General features: G+C 58.6%; 15 protein-coding genes. 14 read left to right on the forward strand and 1 reads right to left on the reverse strand.

Going from position 1 to position 20,626, the window contains the following annotated elements; genetic code table 11:
- Positions 1–420: 420 nt before the first annotated feature.
- From FY156_28355 to msuE, 14 genes are all read left to right on the forward strand, one after another.
- Positions 421–1,449 carry a ketopantoate reductase family protein gene (locus FY156_28355; protein ID UXS05459.1) on the forward strand — a complete coding sequence of 343 codons (1,029 nt, stop codon included), beginning with the start codon at positions 421–423 and terminating at the stop codon, positions 1,447–1,449.
- 34 nt (positions 1,450–1,483) lie between these two features.
- A complete protein-coding gene (locus tag FY156_28360; GenBank protein UXS05460.1) occupies positions 1,484–2,053 on the forward strand; it encodes a TetR/AcrR family transcriptional regulator in 570 nt (189 codons plus the stop codon).
- Between the two features lie 11 nt (positions 2,054–2,064).
- The gene (locus tag FY156_28365; protein UXS05461.1) at positions 2,065–2,667 is read left to right on the forward strand and encodes a 2-hydroxychromene-2-carboxylate isomerase; all 603 of its coding nucleotides are present in this window, start codon (positions 2,065–2,067) and stop codon (positions 2,665–2,667) included.
- A gap of 83 nt (positions 2,668–2,750) precedes the next feature.
- A complete protein-coding gene (sseA, locus tag FY156_28370) occupies positions 2,751–3,614 on the forward strand; it encodes a 3-mercaptopyruvate sulfurtransferase (protein UXS05462.1) in 864 nt (287 codons plus the stop codon).
- A complete protein-coding gene (locus FY156_28375) occupies positions 3,611–4,987 on the forward strand; it encodes an FAD-binding protein (GenBank protein ID UXS05463.1) in 1,377 nt (458 codons plus the stop codon). The genes sseA and FY156_28375 overlap by 4 nt, the downstream gene beginning before the upstream one ends.
- Positions 4,988–5,025: 38 nt before the next feature.
- Positions 5,026–7,338, forward strand: a complete 2,313-nt coding sequence (locus FY156_28380) for a molybdopterin-dependent oxidoreductase (protein UXS05464.1) — start codon at positions 5,026–5,028, stop codon at positions 7,336–7,338.
- A 465-nt stretch (positions 7,339–7,803) separates the two neighbouring features.
- Positions 7,804–9,450, forward strand: a complete 1,647-nt coding sequence (locus tag FY156_28385) for an ABC transporter substrate-binding protein (protein UXS05465.1) — start codon at positions 7,804–7,806, stop codon at positions 9,448–9,450.
- A gap of 37 nt (positions 9,451–9,487) precedes the next feature.
- A complete protein-coding gene (locus tag FY156_28390; GenBank protein UXS05466.1) occupies positions 9,488–10,498 on the forward strand; it encodes an ABC transporter permease in 1,011 nt (336 codons plus the stop codon).
- Positions 10,495–11,343, forward strand: coding sequence for an ABC transporter permease (locus FY156_28395; protein UXS05467.1), 849 nt, complete (start codon positions 10,495–10,497; stop codon positions 11,341–11,343). Before FY156_28390 ends, FY156_28395 begins: the two co-directional genes overlap by 4 nt.
- The gene (locus FY156_28400; protein ID UXS05468.1) at positions 11,322–13,046 is read left to right on the forward strand and encodes an ABC transporter ATP-binding protein; all 1,725 of its coding nucleotides are present in this window, start codon (positions 11,322–11,324) and stop codon (positions 13,044–13,046) included. Before FY156_28395 ends, FY156_28400 begins: the two co-directional genes overlap by 22 nt.
- Entirely contained in the window at positions 13,043–14,131 is a 1,089-nt protein-coding gene (locus FY156_28405) for an LLM class flavin-dependent oxidoreductase (protein ID UXS05469.1), read from the forward strand. Before FY156_28400 ends, FY156_28405 begins: the two co-directional genes overlap by 4 nt.
- A 167-nt stretch (positions 14,132–14,298) precedes the next feature.
- Positions 14,299–15,402 (forward strand): LLM class flavin-dependent oxidoreductase, encoded by a 1,104-nt coding sequence (locus tag FY156_28410; GenBank protein UXS05470.1) that lies wholly within the window; start codon positions 14,299–14,301, stop codon positions 15,400–15,402.
- A 117-nt stretch (positions 15,403–15,519) separates the two neighbouring features.
- Complete coding sequence (locus FY156_28415) at positions 15,520–16,701, forward strand: acyl-CoA/acyl-ACP dehydrogenase (protein UXS05471.1); 1,182 nt, start codon at positions 15,520–15,522, stop codon at positions 16,699–16,701.
- 13 nt (positions 16,702–16,714) lie between these two features.
- A complete protein-coding gene (gene msuE / locus FY156_28420; GenBank protein UXS05472.1) occupies positions 16,715–17,275 on the forward strand; it encodes an FMN reductase in 561 nt (186 codons plus the stop codon).
- A gap of 147 nt (positions 17,276–17,422) precedes the next feature.
- Here msuE and FY156_28425 read toward each other — a convergent pair whose 3' ends face one another.
- Positions 17,423–20,518 (reverse strand): PAS domain-containing protein, encoded by a 3,096-nt coding sequence (locus FY156_28425; GenBank protein ID UXS05616.1) that lies wholly within the window; start codon positions 20,516–20,518, stop codon positions 17,423–17,425.
- Positions 20,519–20,626: the final 108 nt, after the last annotated feature.

Raw genomic sequence — 20,626 nt, forward strand, 5'->3', positions numbered from 1 at the left:
CAAGATACCAATATGAAGATCGGCGTGTACATATCCCGCGAAACAACCGGCTTCGGCCCGCCGCCGCGTGCAAACTCATCCCCTCTCCCAGTCGGCAGCTTGAATTCGGCATCCGTCAACCAGTCCAATGAGATCGTCCGACAGCTCGTACAGTTGCTGTGCAGCCAGATGCGCGATCACGGGCAATATTTTCTATAAATCAAGTAGAATAAGAACGACCTGTCTTTCTTTTCGGATTTGATCCGAGCTAAGACTGCAGCGGCATCATTGTGTTGTACGCCGCATTGCTCGCAGCATACAAAATAACAATGCGGCCTATTTTATCGATACCCTCGATCACGATTGTCGGGGACGATGGACAGATCAGATCTGTGTCCAGGCCTGATCTGTCCATCGTAGAAAAGTTCTGGAGCAGAACGTATGAGGCGTTACGTAATAATCGGTGCAGGCGCAGTCGGTGCCAGCCTCGCCGCACAGTTCGAACTCAGCGGCATCAGCTATGCGATGGTCGGTCGCGGCAGCCAGATCGCGCATATCAGGACGGAAGGCCTGAGCTTTCAACGACCATTCGGGACACGACAGATTAACCTGAATGCGTTTGGTCTGGACAATCCTCCCGAACTCACTACCGATGACATTCTGCTTCTGACGGTCAAATCTCAGGATGCGGCAGGCGCGCTTTCCTTCTGGTCCTGGCGCGTGGTCGACGGTGAGGAAAATGGCGTTGCTGCAAACCTTCCGATTGTCACCTTTCAGAACGGTCTGGCCACCGAGGTTGCAGCACTCAGAACATTTGCCAATGTCTATGGCGCAAGCATCCTCACACCGGCGCGATTCACGGAGACCGGCAAGGTGACGGTGGGCGGCGATCCGCAACTCGGTGTGGTGACCGTCGGCCGCTTTCCATCAGGGCATGATTCAACAAGCGAACAGATTGCCGCGGATCTGAACCGCGCCGGGTACCTTGCCGAAAGCAGCGCGGATATCCGTCGTTGGAAATCGGCTAAGCTGCTGCACAACGTCAAAAACGCACTCGAACTGTTTGACGGAGCGGCGGACCTCAAGGCTTCAATCGGCGAAGCCCTGGTGGCTGAGGCGCAGAATGTCTTTCGGGCTGCGGGTTATACGCTTGCCGCACCGTCCGAGAGAACCATCGACATTTCCAACTGGAAAATAGCGCCAAACAGCGGCATCCTGCCCGGGCAGCAATCAACGTGGCAGAGCTTCACGCGCGGCGCTTCTAGTGAAGTCGATTATCTCAATGGTGAAATCGTTCTTCTTGGCCGCCTCAACGGGGTCCCGACGCCCTATAACCACGCCGTTCAGGTGCTGACGGGAAAGCTGGAACATAGCGGCGGTTTTTCCGGCGCGCTTTCAATCAAGGCTTTGCAGGCATTCGCAGAAACCTCAGCTCCGACAAGCCACCCAGCTCGCGCCACCGCAGTGTGACCGCATTTCCCCAGAAGTAAATCAAAGCGTTCCCATGAGAGAAACCATTTCCGACCAGATCCTTAACACCGCCAGCGCACTGTTTTATCGCGAAGGCATCAGAGCCGTCGGCATCGATCGCATTATCGAAGAGGCAAACGTCGCCAAAGCCACGCTCTATCGGCACTTTCCCTCCAAGGATCATCTTGTCGCGGCCTATTTGCAGGCCCGTCATAACCGGGTCATCCGCTCGCTCGAAGAGGTACGAGACGTGGCGGGTACGCAGCGTGAACAGATCAGGGTCATTTTCGAAAGACTCTACGAAAAGGCCGACAGCCCCGAATTTCGCGGTTGCGCGTTTGCGCTGGCCGTAGCCGAACACGGTGATTCCGAACGCGTGGTTTCAGTTGCACGCACCCACAAGACCAAGGTCCGGGAAATCTTTGGTACCATCATGGCAAGGGTGGCCAACCGGCCTGAACAGGCGGCAGCCCATCTCGCCCTTCTCTACGAGGGCGCTCTTGCAACCGTCGCTGTCGGACGCGATCCACAGGCTGTGCTCATCGCCCGGGACTGTGCGTTGCACGTGTTCGACATGGAAACATCTTCCCAACAGCCATCCTGAAAGCAGCAGCAATGACGAAGACAATCGACTACTTCTTTAGCGTCGGCTCCCCGTGGGCCTATATCGGCCTCGAAGCATTTGCGGCTCTTGCCCGCGAGCAGGGCGCCACGATCCGCCCGCACGTCATCCCGCTGATTGAAGACAATGGCGGGATTTATTCGCGCAACCGGCCTGAAGCCCGCCGCGCCTATTGGACAAAAGACCTGAAGCGGTGGGCCGCGGTGCGCGGCAAGGAATTGAGCCTGGACAACCGCGCCGATCTTTCCGATCCGACCCCGGCCGGTCTGATGGTGCTTGCCGCTATCCAATCCGGCCAGGACTGGCTGAAACTCACCGCGGTACTCCAGCAAGCCTTCTGGGGACGTGGAGACGATATCGGCAATGCAGGTGTGCGCCGTTCAATCGCCGATGCAGCAGGGTTTGACGGAGCGGCACTGGACGAACTCGCCGAGAGCGACGCGATCCAGACGATCCGTGACGCTGATTTCGAGATCGCCAAGACATCGGGCGTGTTCGGCCTCCCAACCTATGGCTACGAAGGTGAGCTCTATTGGGGGCAGGACAGCCTGCCGTTCCTTGAACGTCACCTCAAGGGTGAAAAGCTGGTCGCCTGACCTTCTCTTACTTTGTGCGCCGCAAGACGCGGCGCATCATTCTTCTGCGACCTTTGCCGAATACCGTCTTTTCGGAGTTTTCCATGTCTCTCACCCTGCCCGGCCCTCTCGTCTCTACCGAATGGCTGGCGACGCATCTTGATCATCCTGATCTCGTCATCCTCGATGGTTCATTCAAGCTTCCGGGTGTGACGCCTGCCGCTGCTGAGGATTTCGCCGCGCGGCATATTCCAAAAGCGCGTTTCTTCGATATCGATGCCATCGCCGATCATGATGCATCGCTGCCGCATATGCTGCCGTCCGCTGAAGATTTCGAGCGCCATGCGCGTGCGCTCGGAATTTCAAACGATAGCCTCGTGGTCGTCTACGACACGCCGGGTCTGATGTCGGCAGGCCGTGTCTGGTGGACATTGCGCACCTTCAGTCATGAGAAAGTCGCCATTCTCGATGGAGGGTTCCGCAAATGGACGTCGGAAGGACGCCCGGTCAGCGATACCATCGCGCCCTTTGAAGAAGGACATTTTCAGGCCCGTTTCAATGCCGATGCCGTCCGTTCAAAGGCGCAGGTGCTTGCCAATCTCGATAGCCATGACGAACAGGTGATCGACGCACGGTCCGCCGGACGCTTCACGGCAGAAGAAAAGGAAGCCCGACCCGGATTGCGGTCCGGCCATATTCCCGGCAGTTTCAACCTGCCTTTCACCACGCTGACAAATGCGCAGACCGGCGAATTGCTGGATGCTGCGGCCATCGCCACAGCATTTGAAGCCGCGGGGTTGGATCTGTCCCGCCCCGTGATTGCAAGCTGCGGTTCGGGTGTGACGGCAGGGGCACTTGCCTTCGGCCTTCATCTTGTAGGAAAAAACGATGTCGCGGTTTACGACGGCTCGTGGACCGAGTGGGGCCAGCCGGGTGACACGCCGGTCGAAACCGGAGAGCGCGCATGAGCGCGCTGCCAGCTTCTCTGGCTGAAGCGCTCAGCAAACGCTTCGCCGACCGCTTTTCAGTGTCTCAGACACTGCGTGAACAGCACGGGCGTGGTGAATCCCACCACACTGCGGCCATTCCGGACGCCGTGGTCTTTGCAGATACGACGGATGAGGTTTCCGAAATCGTCCGCCTTTGCGCAGCCGAAAACGTGCCGGTCATTGCTTTTGGTGCCGGCACGTCTCTGGAAGGACATCTGACTGCGGTGCGTGGCGGGGTTTCCATCGACCTGTCGCGCCTGTCGCGGATTTCCCGCGTCAGCCCGGAGGATCTCGACTGCACGGTCGAAGCGGGTGTGACGCGAGAGCAGCTCAACAGTTACCTTCGCGATCTAGGCCTGTTCTTCCCCATCGATCCCGGCGCCAACGCCTCGATTGGCGGCATGGCCTCGACGCGCGCATCAGGCACCAATGCCGTGCGTTACGGAACCATGCGCGAAAACGTCTTGGGTCTGACCGTTGTATTGCCGGATGGAAAGATCATCCGGACCGGCGGCCGAGCACGAAAATCCTCGGCAGGTTATGACCTGACGCGGCTGTTTGTCGGCTCTGAAGGCACGCTCGGGATCATCACCGAGGTGACACTGCGCCTTTACGGAATTCCGGAAACCATTTCGGCAGCGCTTTGCTCGTTTGAAAATGTCGAACAGGCCGTGTCGGCCGCGATCCAGGTCGTCCAGCTCGGTATTCCGGTTGCCCGTATGGAGCTGATGGATCGCGGTTTGATCCAGGCCGTCAACACCTACTCCAACCTCTCACTGAAACTTGAAGACACGCTCGCCTTCGAATTTCATGGCGCACCGGCAAGCGTGCAGGAACAGGTTGAAACGGTTGCCGAAATCGTCAGGGAGAATGGAGGCCGCGATTTCGAGTGGGCCAATGCTCCCGAAGATCGCAACCGGCTGTGGAAGGCGCGACACAACGCGTTTTATGCCGTGGTGTCGCAGCGTGCCAACGCCAAGGGCTGGTCGTCCGATGTCTGCGTGCCTGTGTCGGAACTCAGCGGCTGCATTCTGAAAACCCGAGAACTGCTGGCCGGCTGCAGCGTGCCCGCTGCCATTCTCGGCCACGTCGGTGATGGCAACTACCACGTCGTTTTTGCTGTGGACCCGACCAGCCAGTTCGAGCTCGATGAGGTCGCGGCAATCAACAAGAAGATGGTGCAACACGCGATTTCGGTGGGCGGTACATCAACAGGCGAACATGGTGTCGGCACGGGCAAGATTGCCTATCTTCGCCAGGAACATGGCGATGCGGTGGAACTCATGGCAATTATCAAGAACGCAATTGACCCCACCGGTATCATGAACCCGGGCAAAATCATTCCGCAATAGACAGTGTTTGCGGAAGCCGTCATGCGAGGGAGCCTGCCATGAATTCATTTAAACCCCACAGCTCCCATTGGGGTGCATTCTCCGGTCGCTTTGAAAACGGCCAACTCGAGATAAAACCGCACCCGGATGATCCGCATCCCTCGCCGTTACTCGGCAATCTTGCAGCGGTCGCGGACAGTCCGGTGCGAATAAAACGTCCGGCCGTCCGGCGCGGCTGGCTGGAGGGCAAACCTGGTCACGAGCAAAATCGTGGTGCAGATGATTTTGTTGAAGTCAGCTGGTCCGAAGCGACGCCCCTCGTCGCGAACGAGCTTCAGCGGATCTATCGCGATTTCGGCCCACAGGCCGTGTTTGGTGGATCTTACGGATGGTCAAGCGCTGGTCGCTTTCATCACGCGCAAAGCCAGATCCATCGATTTCTGAATGTGCTGGGCGGTTATGTAAGGTCCGTCAACACATATAGTTCAGGCGCGGCAATGGTCATCATTCCGCATGTTCTTGGACCCTACGATCATGTCGATCGCAAGAGTGTGACCTGGGATGCCATCGAACGCAGTACCGAACTGGTGCTGGCATTTGGCGGCATGGCGATCAAGAACGCAGACGTGCATGGGGGCGGCATCAGCAAACATGTCGTCAGACAAAAGTTGGCCGGTGCAAGCGCACGCGGCGCCAGATTCATATCGATCAGCCCGCTCAGAGACGACTTTCCGGCCGATGTGAATGCGCAATGGCTGCCGATCACACCTGGCACCGATGTCGCACTGATGCTGGGGCTGGCGCATGAGCTCGTCACGGAAGAGCTACACGATCGGGAGTTTCTTGACCGATACACTGTCGGTTACGCGCGGTTTGAAGACTATCTGCTCGGCCGGACAGATAATCTCCCAAAGAGTGCCGAATGGGCAGCGGGCATCTGCGGTATCAGTGCCGATACCATCAAGGAAATAGCGGTCAAGATAGCGCGTTCCAGAACGCTGATTACCGTCAGCCACTCCCTGCAGCGAGCCGATTTTGGCGAACAGCCGGTCTGGATGGGCATCGTTCTGGCGGCAATGCTTGGGCAAATCGGCTTGGATGGCGGAGGCTATTCCTACTCGCTTGGAGCGCTTGGCAATATCGGCAAGAACCTGCTGGCCGTTCCGCTGCCAACGCTCAACCAGTTCAAAAATCCAGTGCCGGATTACATTCCCGTTGCCCGTATTGCCGACATGCTCCTCAATCCGGGAGATGAGTTTCACTATAACGGCAAAGCCCTGAGCTATCCGGATATCCGCCTCGTCTACTGGGCGGGTGGAAATCCTTTCCACCATCATCAGGACATCAACAGGTTGCGTGCAGCGTTCCGAAGGCCGCAGACAATCATCGTTCATGAAAGCGCCTGGACCTCAACCGCCCGCCACGCCGACATTGTGCTGCCCGCGACAACCACGCTCGAACGTGATGATATCGGTGCGGCAGACCGGGACGATCTGATGATTGCCATGAAGAAGCTGATCGAACCGGTGGGTGAGGCTCGGGACGATTACGCTATTTTCTCGGAAATCGCACGCCACCTCGGGCACGCCGACGCTTTTACGGAAGGAAGAACCAGCCGCGAATGGCTCGCCTTTCTCTATGAAGCGACCCAACAGGCGCTTGTCGCTGGTGGCCACGAAGCACCCGATTTCGAATCCTTCTGGGTAAAGGGAGAATTGAGACTCCCGCTCAAGCCCGACGATGGCGGACCGGCCAATGCCTTCCGGGCAGATCCATCCGCGCATCGGTTGAAAACCCCATCCGGCAAAATCGAAATCTTCTCCGAAACTATAGAGGGTTTTGGTTACGACGATTGTGGCGGGCATCCCCGGTGGTACGCGAACAGGGATGAGGCAGCCGAAGACATCACCCATTATCCGCTGCACCTTGTCTGCAACCAGCCGCATCAAAGGCTTCACAGCCAGCTCGATTACGGTGGTTTCAGCCGCTCCACGAAAATCGAAGGTAGAGAGCCGGTCCGGATCAACCCCGTCGACGCTGAAGCACGCGGCATTTCAGACGGTGATATCGTCAGGCTGTTCAACAGCCGGGGCAGTTGCCTGGCGGCAGCCGTTTTGAGCAGTTCGGTGCACAACGGGGTTATGCAACTCGCGACTGGCGCGTGGTTTGAGCCGGACGATGCGGCAGCCGACAACGCCATGTGTGTTCATGGCAATCCGAATGTTCTTACGCGGGACATCGGCACGTCGCGACTTGCGCAGGGTTGCACAGGGCAGATCACCAGAGTTGAGGTAGAACGCTTTACCGGGACATTGCCGCCGGTGCGCATCTTCGAGCAAATGAGGTTCGCGAACAGGGCTCCGAAAGACTGATACCACCTGCTCGCCACTTTATGCTCAAAACCGCGACACGTTAGGCGGACGAGTAGTCTCCGGGTTCAGCAGCACTCGGAAACGCTGATCCTAACACCTCTGGAAACGGCAATAAAATAATCCATAATTTCTCTAGAAAAAGAATAACTAGTCTTTCTCCTTTGACCCACCCTGCTAGGCTACAGGTCATGATCAGAATGCTGAAACAAAGGGATTGTTTGATGGCAGGACAGCTTACCGGCATACCAATTTCCCGATGTATGCAACCGCTGACGGTTAAGCGGTAACACCGAGGTCATGGCTCAACTGGCCGCTTCGACACCTTAAAACACACCATATCGACCATCTGGCAGGCACTTCACCCGCTCGGCATGAGCTGTAGCGGACGCGGTTTTACGCGCGCTGTTTTGCGGCAACCGGTGGTCAAAAACATAAAACACGAACCCGTACATTCAGGACAACTTCATGACCGAACGTTCTTCTCTGTTTTCTCTTTCCCGGCGCCATCTGCTGGCATCTGCGGCGGCCGCGGCCGCTTTCATCGCAACCACCGGGTTCAATCCAGCCCTTGCCGCCGACACCCCGCGCGACGGCGGTGATGTTACGTTCCTCATCGATTCGCTTGGCGACACATGGATCCCCAACAACAGTGCCATCTCCAGCTTCCAAGGGCACATCTGGGGCCACGTCACGGATAAGCTGGTCTATGTCGACGCCGAAGGCAAGGCGAGCCCATGGCTCGCCGAACGCTGGGAGCAGAACGACCAGGCAACCGAATTCACGCTCCATCTGAAGAGCGGCGTGACCTTCTCCGACGGCTCTCCGCTCGATGCTTCTGCGGTCGTCGCCAATCTCGACATCTGGTACGCCGGCCGCAAAAACGAAGGCATCAACCCGATCGGTTTGTTCCCGAAAACCTATGACCGTGCCGAAGCTGTCGATGCCACCACGGTCAAGGTTTTCTTCAAGAAACCGACCCTCGGCTTCATTCCGACGCTCGGCTATCACGGGTCGATCCTGATATCACCAAAGAGCCTTGCACAGCCCGCATCACAACAGGCCGATCTCAACAACACCTCAGGCAGCGGGCCTTATGTGGTGGAATCCTGGAAGGAAGGCGACCACGTTACCCTCGTCAAGCGCAAGGACTACAACTGGGGTCCCGCGGCAGTCGGCCATACCGGCCCGGCGTTCCTCGATTCCATCACCTACAAGCTGGTGTCCGAACCATCGCTGCGCGTTGCATCCGTCCAGTCCGGCCAGGCGGATATCGCCTACAACGCCTCACCTCAGGAATTGAAGTCACTCAAGGAAGAAGGCTTCACGGTTGCGACGCCGCGCTATCTCGGTTTCGTCAACGGCTGGGCCGTCAATACCAAACATGCCCCCTATGACGACGTCAGAGTCCGTCAGGCTCTGCAATCCGGTATCAATCGCCAGGAAATCATCGACACAGTCTACACCTCTGACTGGAAGCTGCCGACATCTTTTATCCAGAGCAACGTTCCGGGCGCGGCTGATGAAAGCGCACTTCTCGCATATGATCCGGCCAAGGCGGAAAAGCTTCTTGACGAGGCGGGCTGGGTCAAGAGCGCCGATGGCATCCGCACCAAGGACGGCAAACAGCTGGAGCTGACGCTTCACTCCAACCCCTATCTTGCCACCTCCAAATCGGTGGATGAGCTGATTTCCCAGCAACTTGGCAAGCTTGGCTGGAAGGCCAACATCCGCGCTTACGACGTCGTGACCTTCGGTGAGAAGGTCAAGTACGGCGGTCCGGCCATTCCCACCTATGAGGTAACGCGCAGCTTCATCGACGCCGGCACCGTTGCCAGCATTCTGACCAACGCCAACAATGGCGAGAACTGGTTCGCGCTCGATGATCGCGATGCGACGTTGAACGGACTGCGCGACAAGATCGCCGGTGCGGCTTCCCTTGATGAACGCAATCCGCTTCTCAGGGAGCTTCAGGAGCATGTGCTCGGACAGGGTTACTTCATTCCGAGGACGCAGATCGTGCAGCGCATCTACGTCCAGTCCCCGAAGCTGAAGGGTGAAGTGTATAACGGCGTTGCTTACGCCAGCTACTACACGGCCTTCCTCGCCGACTGATAGCTATCGCAACACTCAATCCGAGAGGGTCGCCTGCGTGAGAAATGCCTACCTGACCTACGCTGCCAAACGGCTCGGCCAAGCGGTCATCGTCATACTGCTGGCATACGTCTTCACCTTCGTGGTCGTCAGCATCCTGCCTGGCGATCCCATCACCAGTGTTCTGCGCAATCCCCAAAACGGGTTCACCGAAGAGGAGATTGCGGAGATCATCGCGGCGCAGGGCCTCGACAAGCCCATTGTCGTCCAGCTCTGGAATTCCCTGTCCGGATTTTTGACCGGCGATCTCGGCGTGTCGATGCGGTCCAACCGGCCCGTCTCGACGCTGATCGCCGAAGTTCTTCCCTCGACACTGATCCTGGCGGGGGCGGGACTTGCGGTAGCTCTGATCCTGGCCATGGCGGTGGCTTACGGCACCCGCTTCGTTCCTAAACAATATGGTCAGGGATTGCTGCGCGGATTTCCGTCGCTTTTCCTGTCCGTGCCGAATTTCGTGATCGGCCTTATACTTATTCATGTCTTCGGCTTCCAGATCGGCCTCTTTCGGGTGATCAATCCGGACAGTTTCTGGGCGACACTGTTTGCGGCAATCGCCCTCGGCATACCCGTTTCCGCGCAGATTGCCGAAGTCCTGATTGCAAATCTCGACAAGGAGGCCGAGCAGGAATATGCGACCGTCGCCCGTAGTCGCGGGATCGGCCAGGCTCGGCTTTTCGCCAAACATCTGCTGAAGCCCGCATCGTTGCCCGTCGTGACGGTGATTGCCCTTACCGTTGGCGAATTGCTTGGTGGATCGCTGATCACCGAAACGGTTTTCGGGCGCACCGGCGTTGGAAGCCTGGTGCAGCGCTCGGTCAGCACTCAGGATCTTCCCGTCCTGCAGGCCGTCGTATCCCTCGGAGCCGTGGTCTTCGTTCTTGTCAACCTGACGGCCGACCTCCTCTATCCGCTGCTCGACCCTCGCGTCAAAATCCTGGGCGGGGCGAAACGGCGCGTGACCACATCGGATGAAACCTCCCTCGACGCCACCAAGGCGGTGACACCATGACCTTCGTCTCCAACTCATCCTTAACGGGTGCCGGTCTGGCCGGCCGGATTGCCGCCATCCGGATGCCCGCGACCGTGGCGCTTTCATTCCTGATCGTTGCCCTCGTCATCACATGGTCGCTGCTCCCCGGTCTCTTCACCAGCTACAGTCCGGTCATCGGCGTTCCTGCGGACAAGCTGCTTGGACCGAGCCTCAGCCATTGGTTCGGCACCGATCATCTCGGGCGCGATGTTTATACCCGCGTCGTCTACGGCACGGCCTCTTCCGTATCGAGTGCGCTTGTCGCCGTTGTCATCGGCGTTGTCGTTGGCGGCATAATTGGCCTGCTGTCAGGCTTTTTCGGTGGCTGGGTCGATGTCGTCTTCGCCCGGCTCGTCGACGTTCTGCTGGCGATACCGAAGTTCCTCCTCGCCGTCATCGTCGTTACCGCAATCGGCTTTGAAACCATCAACGCCGCCATCGCCACCGGCGTGTCTGCCGTCGCGATCTTCGCACGTGTCGCCCGTGCGGAAGTCATCAAGACACGGCAGGCAACTTTCGTGGAATCGGCATTTCTGCTCGGAGGTTCGCGCTGGTTCATTCTCTGGCGCCACATCTTGCCCAATGCCTCGCGCTCGATATTGCCGCTCGCAGTGCTGCAGTTCGGCGAGTCCATCCTGGTGATCGCCAGTTTGGCCTTCCTTGGTTATGGCGACCCACCTCCCGCATCCGATTGGGGTCTGCTGATCTCGATCGGCAAAGACTACCTGAAATGGCCGTGGCTCGTTTACGCCCCTGCCTTCATCACCATCTTAACAGTCCTCTCCGTGAACAGGATCAGCCGATGGCTCCGCAAAACAGACTGACCGGATCTTTCCTTCGCGACGCAACGACCGCACCGGCACCCCAGGCCGAATCCCCTCTTCTGCGCGTCAACGATCTGTCGGTTGCCTATGGAAAGCAGGCAGTCGTCCACAATGTCGATTTCGAACTCGGTCGCGGCAAGAGCCTTGCCCTGATCGGCGAGTCCGGGTCCGGCAAATCCACCATCGCACGGGCCGTTTTGCGGTTGCTGCCCAACGGAGCACAGGCCAGCGGCCAGGTCCGCTTCGAAAAGCAGGAGCTGCTGGCGCTTCCCGAGCGTCGGTTCCGTCCGCTCCGCGGACGCGCCATCGGTTTCGTGCCGCAGGATCCCGGCAATGCGCTCAACCCGGTGCGCACCATCGGCGCACAGGCCTTGGAAGCGGCTGCCCTGACCGACGAACCGAATGCAGCGATCCGCAAGACGCTTATCCTCGAAACATTCGCTCAGGTCGGTCTCGACAACCCTCAACGGGTCTATGATTCCTATCCGCATCAACTGTCCGGCGGCATGCTGCAACGGGTGTTGATCGGGCTTGCCGTCCTGCCGCGCCCGGCACTTCTGGTGGCAGACGAACCGACATCTGCTCTGGACGTAACGATCCAGAAGCGAATTCTCGACCTGCTGTCGCGCCTGCAGCACGAGCTGGATATAAGCCTGCTTCTGATTACCCACGATCTGGCGATTGCGGCAGAACGCACGGATTCCCTCGTCGTCCTCAAGAACGGCCATGTGCAGGAAGCCGGCAAGACATCGAATATCTTTTCGTCCCCGGCGTCGGCCTATGCGCGGAAGCTGCATGCCGATGTGCCTGCCCTCAATCCCGACCGTTACGCCAGGCTGCGCGATCCGGGCCTGCATCGAAGCAAGGCCGGAGATGCGCCGAAGATTGACGTCAGTGCTGTCACGAAGAAGTTCACTGTCGACGGAAATGTCCTGACAGCCGTCAACGACGTATCCTTCAGCGTCGCAGCCGGCACGACCCATGCGTTGGTGGGCGAGTCCGGCTCCGGTAAAACCACGACGATCCGCCTGCTGCTCGGGCTTGAGCAACCGGATAAGGGAGAGATTTCCGTGGCTGGCGAACGCCTCGCCGGGCGCTCAACCGCATCGCTCAGATCGGTCTGGCGTCATCTTCAGCTCGTCTACCAGAACCCGTTTACCTCTCTCGACCCGACCTGGACCGTGGAGCATCTGGTACGAGAACCTCTCGACCGGTTCAAGATCGGCACATCTGCGGAACGCGACCAACAGGTCTGGGAGGCTCTGGCCAATGTCGGACTTGCCGAACATCTTCTCACGCGCAAGCCGGGCGCACTTTCGGGCGGCCAGCGGCAGCGCGTGGCTATCGCACGGTCGCTGGTTCTCAAACCGGACGTCATCGTTCTCGATGAGCCAACCTCCGCCCTCGATGTCAGCGTACAGGCGGATATCGTCGAGGTGCTGCTCTCGCTACAGGCCAAACTCGGATTGACCTATGTGTTCGTCTCGCACGATCTGGCGCTTGTCCGCCAGCTCGCACATACCGTTTCCGTAATGCGGCACGGCAGCATCGTCGAACATGGAGCCGTTGCCGATATCTTCGACAGTCCGCAGCACCCCTATACCGCAGCACTTCTCGAATCCATTCCCGCAGGTTTCGCTGATCCGGTACGCCAGCCACGGCAGAAGCCGCATCGCGTTCTCCGGGAGGAGCGGTTCGCATGACAATAGCGGCACCCGCCAACACGCTGCCTGCCTCGTTTCGTCCGAAACGCCGACTGGGCTTCAACACCCGGGTTTCGTTCAATGACGACGCCGGGCCGGCGCAAGGATTGCGTGACGGGATCGAGCTCTACAAGGCAGCCGAGCGGCTGGGCTATCAGTCCGGCTGGGCCTATCAAAGGCATTTCGATCACTACCTGTCGTCACCACTGCCGTTCTTTGCAGCGGTCGGCCAGCATACGCGAAGGATCACGCTTGGTTCAGCCGTGATCCCGATGCGATATCAGGATCCGATCCTGCTCGCCGAGGCGGCGGGAACCACCGATCTCCTGATTGATGGCCGGTTGGAACTTGCCATTGCGACCGGCGCAAATGCCGCTTTCGACGCGGTATTTGGTGCGTCCGACACCGACGCGCGCACTGAAGCCAAGCGCCGGCAGGCGCGTTTTCTTTCGGCCATCTCGGGTGAGGTTCTTCACACCGTGACCGAGGCCGGCACTGGCAGTTCTCCCGGTGCAGAACTGCGTGTGACACCCCATAGTCCGACATTGCGATCGCGAATTCGTCAGGGTTCGGCCAGTCTCGGCTCAGCGATACAGGCAGCCGAACTCGGCATAGGACTTATCTCCGGCACTGTCCTGCATGATCACGACGAGGGCGAGACGTTCGGGGAATACCAAGCCCGTCTGATCGAAGCATATCGTGCCACCTGGCGAAGGACATGGAAATCTGAGCCGCCGCCAGTCGCCGTTGCCGCTTCTATATTGGTCGGCACGACGGCCGAACTTCGCGATACATATGCGGCCTACGATCTTGAACGCCGTACAAAGGGTATTGCCGCATCGCGTCCGAAAGGCGCGCTGGCACCGGTCGCGCAACCGGTAGGGGCACAGATTTCTCCAGTCTTTCAGGGAACTCCGGATCAGGTGATCCAGGCGGTTTATAACGATCCCGGCCTCTCTGCAGCCGATGAAATCGTATTGTTCTTGCCACCGGCCTTCGGCCTTGCGCAAAATGTGCGTCTGTTGACCGACCTCGCGCATGAGGTTGCCCCTGCCTTCGGCTGGTCGCCAGCACCCGATCCATAAACAGGCAGTGCTTCACCCGAAACCGAGCGGTAGTCACGATATCTACGCGTCGCGTCGCAGCGGAGAATATTTTCTACGCAATCGATAGAAAAAGAAAGACCTGTCTTCCTCATCTCGCTGCGCCCGCTTAACCTTGCCTCAACATTTGGAAACCACGAGGAGCTCCCATGACCGCGGAATTCATCAGCGTCAGCTTTCCCAACGCGTCAAACGACCTGACCCCCCTTCCGGACGCGCCCGTCGATCCGGTTTTTCTTGAGCGTTATGCCCGTGCGCTTGACGACTATGGTTTCAACTACACACTGATCCCCTATTCTTCGTCGTCCTTCGACCCTTTCACGCTTGGCGCGACAGTTCTGGCCCATACGAAGAACATCAAGATCATCGTGGCGCTCAGGCCCAACACCGTCTACCCGACGGTTGCAGCCAAGTCGCTGGCGACACTGGACCAGTTGAGCGGTGGACGCGTTGTGGTCCACTTCATCGCCGGCGGCAGTGATGAAGAACAGGCGCGCGAGGGTGATTTCCTCAACAAGGAAGAGCGCTACGAACGACAGGAAGAATATATCCGAATTCTGCGCCTCGCCTGGACGTCGAAGGAGCCCTTCGATTTCGATGGGAAATACTATCAATTCAAGCAGTTCCGCAGCGCCGTCCGCCCGACCAATGGTCTCATCCCGATTTCACTCGGCGGCTCCTCGGATGCGGCGTATCGGATCGGCGGATCGCTCTGCGACATCTTCGGCCTCTGGGGCGAACCTTTGAAGGAGACCAAACAGCAGATAGACCGGGTCTACGCCGAGGCCGCCAAGGCGGGCCGAACAGATCGCCCGCGCATCTGGGTAACCTTCCGGCCGATCGTTGCCGAAACCGACGAACTTGCCTGGGAAAAAGCGCACAAGGTCCTCGATAGATTGAATGAGAACCGTCAGAAAGGCCTGGCCCGGGCTCCCGTCAATGCCGCAACACCTGCCAATGTCGGTTCCCAGCGGCTGCTCGACATTGCCGCTCGTGGAGATGTGCATGATCGTGCGCTCTGGTATCCGACGGTCACTGCGACCAATGCAAGCGGCGCAACCACCGCACTTGTCGGTTCTCCCCGCACCATCGCCGATTCCATTCTCGACTACATCGATCTCGGCGCGGATCTGATTTCGATCCGTGGTTACGACAATTACAACGATGCGGTCGACTATGGTCGCTACATCCTGCCGCTCGTTCGCGAAGGTATTCGCGAGCGCGAAGAAGCCAAGAAAAAGAACGCCGCGTGATGCAAGCGGTCTGGTTTCCGAGACCAGACCGCTCGGCCCCCTTCGTTCAATGCAGGGTGAATGAACCACCTCCTCAATCGGGGGGCGGCTACCCGAAAAACAGAAAGTACAAGCCGCATGTCCTACGATCCAAACGTCCTCGACGCCACAACGCGTATTCTCGCCGAGGCAGCACCTGACGCGGATCAAACCGGTCAATTTCCCTGGACTGGCATTCGTGCCGTTCACGAAGCCGGTCTGCTTGAAAGCACAGTCGCCCCCCGTTATGGCGGCGAAGGTGCGACGCTGAGCGATGCGGCACATATTCTGGCAGCCCTTGGAAAGGGCGATCCATCGGTTGCGCTGATCAGCGCCATGACGATTTTCAACCATCTGGGTCAGGCAGCCAAAGGCCATTGGCCGGAAGCGCTCTATCGTCGACTGTTGGCGGAGGCGAAACATCAACCGCTGTTGCTCAACGCCGCACGCGTCGAACCCGAACTGGGATCGCCGGCACGCGGTGGTCTGCCCGCCACCCGTGCTCGCCGCACCGCGACCGGCTGGTCGATCAGCGGCCAGAAGCGATTTGTCACCGGCGCTTACGGCCTTACCCATTTCCTCGTCTGGGCACACACGGACGAGGCATCACCACGGGTCGGCACCTTTGTCGTTCCAAACAAGCTGCCGGGTATCACGGTGATTGAAAACTGGCAGAGCCTCGGTATGCGTGCCACAGGCTCGCACGATGTCGAATTCATAGACGTCGAAATTCCCGCGGAAAACGTGCTGGAACTGGTCGACCCGTCGATCGCCCAGCAGGACAATCGTGCCCATGCGGCTGTCACATTGGCCCTGACCGCCATCTATCTCGGTGCAGCCGAAGCGGCACAGGAAGCCTTCATCCGTTTTGCCTATGAGCGCGTTCCCGCCAATCTCGGCCGTCCGATCGCTGAAACCGAGCGCTTTGTTGCATTGTCAGGTGAGATCGACCTGCTCGTTTCCGGGGCGCGGCAGATCATCTTCAGTGCACTGGAAGGCAGCCTGAACGACCCCGACCGGTTGATCCGCGCCCGATTGCTGGCTGGCCGACAGATCCGGGATGCCGCTCAGATTGCCGTACGCGGCATCGGCAATCCCGGGCTCAGCGCCAATCTCGGCCTTGAGCGGCATTTCCGTGACATCCAGTCCGTGCTGGTGCATGCGCCGCAGGAGGACACGTCCGTCTCGATATTGGGACGCTCCGCCTTCGACCGCTGGAAACGCGAACGAACTGCCCAAGCAAGCCACCCGTCCATCGTATCCATTCTCAAGACCGCCTGAAAGGTACCTCGCCATGAGCAACAACCTGATCATCGGTTTTTCGGGCAATCTCGCTCGTCCTTCGAGCACAAGGCGTTTTGTCGAGAACGTGACGGAATCTCTGGCAGTACAGTCTGGGCTGCAACACGCGGTCTTCGACGTTGAAGATCTTGGCTCATCGCTTGCCACAGCAAGGTCCGTATCCGATCTCGACCCCGCCGCCCGTCAGATCATCCAGACAATTATCGAGGCGGAAGCACTGGTCATCGGCTCGCCAACTTACAAGGGCAGTTATACCGGATTGTTCAAACATGTCTTCGACCTGCTGGACCCGGCAGACCTGCGTGGCAAGCCTGTCATCCTGACAGCAACCGGTGGCGGCGATCGGCACGCATTGATCGTCGAGCATCAGTTGCGGCCGCTTTTCGCCTTCTTCGAAGCCTTCGTGCTTCCGACAGCAATCTACACATCGAGCCGGGATTTCACAGACGGTGTGCCGTCGCCAGCCATCCATAGCCGCGTCAACCAGGCATTGGCGGAAGCGTCGCGGCTTCTGGCCGCACGTTCCTTCTCGGCAACGATCGCCGCCGAGTAAAAACGCTCCTCGCCGTGGTCCAAGTTGCCTCAGTACGCCTATGGCTCCGAACTTGTGGGGCCTTCGCTTAAGGGGGGCGAAGGACGTTTGAAAGACAGCGCATGTTCGCTGGCGGTCCAAACGCTTCAGTCACACCTCGTGCTGACGTCAACTATCTTCGCTTTCACTCCGCCGCGCGCCCTTGTATTCGCCGCGGTGACCGAGACCATGCGAGATCGCGGACTGAAGATCCTCAGCGTCATATGGCTTTGAGAGGATGATCGCATCTTTTTCCGATTTCACAGATGTCGGATCGCCGGTTGCAAAAACAACAAGAGCTGATGGTCGCAGTGTCCTGGCTCTTGCCGCGAGATCTCTTCCTGACTCGCCCGGCAGATTGAGATCCGTGACAAGAACATCGACATGCATTGACTGCAGGGCCGTCAGCGCTTCTTCTGCGCTGGCTGCTTCCACCACGACAAAACCGGCATCCTGCAGTATTTCGGCGGTCGTCATCCGGATCAGACCATCATCCTCGACCAGAAGGACAGTTTTCTGGTTCGCGGAACCGTCATCTTGCCTGGCGGCCGGGATGAGATTTTCTTTCACGTCCAGAACCGGTTTTGCCGGCTTTGCAACTGCCCGCTGCTTTTGGTTTGCAAGAACATGACGAAACTTTCGGGCAAGAGCCTCGCGGGTGTAAGGCTTGGAAAGCAGTTCGACGCCGGCATCCAGTTTGCCGCCGTGAACAATAGAGTTTTCGGTGTAGCCGGAGGTAAAGAGCACGGCGATATCGGGCAGCCGCTCTTTTGCCTTACGTGCCAGCTCCGGGCTTTTCAGCGTACCCGGCATGACGACGTCAGTGAACAGGATATCAATTGGAATGCCGCTATCGATCACGGTCAACGCACTCGCTGCGTCAACGGCCCGTAACGTGCGATAACCAAGATCCGCCAGCAGCGCGACCACAGTGTCGCGGACCTCGTCATCGTCTTCGACGACCAGGACCGTTTCAGTTCCTCCGGTTATCGGCCCATTGTCGACAACGACCTCAACATCCTCAGCCTCGAGCGCACGCGGCAGATAGAGTTTTATCGTCGTACCTTCATCAACCTCGGAATAGATTTTGACGTGACCACCAGACTGCTTCACGAAACCGTAGACCATCGAAAGGCCAAGTCCTGAGCCTTTTCCCTCCCCCTTCGTAGAGAAGAATGGTTCGAAGACCTTTTCGATGATTTCCGGCGGCATTCCCGACCCGGTATCGGTGACCGCCATCATCACATATTGACCTGGCGTCACCTCATCATGGCTGCGCGCATAATCGTCGTCGAGGTGGGCGTTCGACAGTTCGATCGTCAGCTTGCCGGTCCCCTGCATGGCGTCACGCGCGTTGATTGCAAGGTTGAGCAGCGCGTTCTCGATCTGGTTTGGATCGATGAATGTGTTCCAGAGCCCGCCCCCGACAATCGTTTCGACCTCAATTGCCTCACCAATCGCACGGCGGATCATATCATCCATGTCGCGGACAAACCGGCTGACATTGACGACCTTGGGTTCCAGTGCCTGTCGCCGGCCAAAAGCCAGAAGCTGGCTGGCGAGTTTCGAACCTCTGGCAACACCGGCAAGCGCATTTGTTATCCGTAGCGCTGCCCGTTCGTTGCCTGCCACCTCTTTCGACAGAAGCTGGAGATTGCCGGAAACGACCTGGAGGAGATTGTTGAAGTCGTGCGCGACCCCGCCAGTCAGTTTGCCGATCGTCTCCATTTTCTGTGCCTGTGCGAGTTTCAGTTCGGCCTGCCGGCGCTCAGCCGTTTCTGCGACAACCCTCGCCTCAAGCGTATCATTGAGGTGCCGAAGCTGTTCTTCGGCGCGCTCTCTGTGACGAACCTGTCTCGCGAGAGTATCCGCCTGCTCACGCAATGCACTTTCTGCGGCACGCTGGTCGGTTATGTCGGTGTGGACACCGACCCACTCGACGATGTTACCGGATGATCCGATGACCGGAAGACCTCTGATCGCAAACTGGCGCCATTCGCCGTCGTGCCGCCTGACGCGATGCTCGTGGACGTACATCGACCTGGAGGCAACCGCCTCGTTCCAGGATGCGATCGATGGCTCCATATCGTCGGGATGCACGGCCTCGGCCCAACCGTATCCCTGATATTCTTCAAAGCTCTGACCGGTCAGTGAGCCCCAGCCCGGTTGCTCACCAACCATCTGGCCGTCGGCTGTGTTTGTCCACAAAACCCCATGCACCGCATCCATAGCGGTGCGGAACCGGCTGTTGCTTATGGCTAGTTCCGCCTCGCGGATCGCACGATCTTCGATGTCTATGCCGAGAATATGGACGCCGGGTATCGACCCATCCGGATCGATGTGGGGCACATAGCGGATTTCTAGGCGACGTGGCACGCCGCCCGAAAACGGCATGTCCGCCTCTGCCGTGCACGCTTCACCGGCAAGCGCCCTGTCGAGATCCGCGCGACGTCCCTCGTACGCCGCCTCACCGATCACATCGCGTACATGGCGACCCACAATGTCTGCCGGCTTTGAACCAAACCAGCTGTCATAGGCAGCGTTTGCAAAGCGATACACGTGATCTCTGTCGACGTAAGATATCAGCATGGGAACAGCGTCCGTCACGCGTCTGAGCTCAGCCTCGTTCTCAGCAATCCTTGCCTTCATCGCGGCGCGGTCGCTGTTATCGACCACTGTGCAAAGAACCCCGCCAACCGTTCCATCCGCCTCGTAGACGGGCGTATAGAAAAGATCGAAAATGAAAGTCTTGGAAATCCCATCGCGGATGAGCGTCATTGGCTGATCATGGAAAGACCGGAGTTCACCGCGCAGGCCCGCCTCGAGCATCTCGCGGTTCCAATCCCAGATCTCCGGCCAGATGCCGGGGACGGTCCCACCCAACGCAACTGGATGGTTGGCACCCGCGATATCGATATAACGGTCGTTGTAGATCATGACATGGCTCTTGCCCCACATCAGGACCTTCGCAACCGGCGAATTGACGACATTGGCAACGGTCGTCCGCAGCTCGGCCGACCAGAATTGGGAAGCTCCGAGCGCCGTCGTCGTCCAGTCGAAATCACGGATCAACTGACCACATTCCCCACCACCGATTGGCCAGGCGGCCGGCAACGGTACGGAGTTTTCACGGCCATCCTGCAGCGCCTGAAGTGCAGAGAGGACCAGGTCTTCAGCGCTGGCGTACCCGCCGCTTGCAACGAGGCCTTGAACAAGTTTCTCCATATCGGAGTTGAACGAAATGCTGAGGGGCTGGCTCTTGGTCATGGCAACTCGTTGCAGGTCTTCCGGCATGTGTCAAGCATGCCCGTGATGGCGAAAATGCTTTTTAGA

This window comes from Agrobacterium tumefaciens, from assembly GCA_025559845.1.
Taxonomy (GTDB): domain Bacteria; phylum Pseudomonadota; class Alphaproteobacteria; order Rhizobiales; family Rhizobiaceae; genus Agrobacterium.